The sequence below is a fragment of the Ancylomarina longa genome (assembly GCF_003996985.1).
Taxonomy (GTDB): domain Bacteria; phylum Bacteroidota; class Bacteroidia; order Bacteroidales; family Marinifilaceae; genus Ancylomarina_A; species Ancylomarina_A longa.
On sequence record NZ_RJJX01000195.1, the window covers coordinates 1 to 506 of the forward strand.

At 36.0% G+C, this 506-nt stretch carries 1 protein-coding gene; it reads right to left on the reverse strand.

The features are described from left to right. Nucleotides 1-47: 47 nt before the first annotated feature. Nucleotides 48-506 (reverse strand): DUF1398 domain-containing protein (locus DLK05_RS16965; protein WP_235832031.1); only part of this gene is annotated, 459 nt, incomplete at its 5' end.

Consider the following 506-nt stretch of genomic DNA (forward strand, 5'->3'; position numbering starts at 1 on the left):
TATGCCAACGCCCCGGTGCTGACACGGAAGAAACCGGACGTTATGATTTAGCGTGGAAAGATTTGTGTAGTGTTCTGAATGCTCTCAGTAAATAGTAATGAATTATCAAAGGTATAGTAATATCTTTTATGTTCATGGATATTTGTAACCCATCGGAAAACTCCTGCTTTAGCAAGATTTTCCCTGTATTGCTGAAATGTGATTTCTCTTGATTTCAACCTATCATAGGACGTTTCTATAAGATGCGTGTTTCTTGAGAATTTAACATTTACAACCTTTTTAAGTCCTTTTATTAACACGGTGTTATCGTTTTCTAACACGATGTGAATATTATCTGTGGCTAGATAGTAAATATAATGTGAGACGTTGTGACGTTTTAGTTCAGAATAAAACAATTCACAGTCTAAATCTTTTCGCACTTGATCGAATATTTCTTTAAAAATGGCAACCTGAGCCATTGGTAAAACCTTCCATGTGATACGAGGGCGCGTAGTTTGCATTATCGT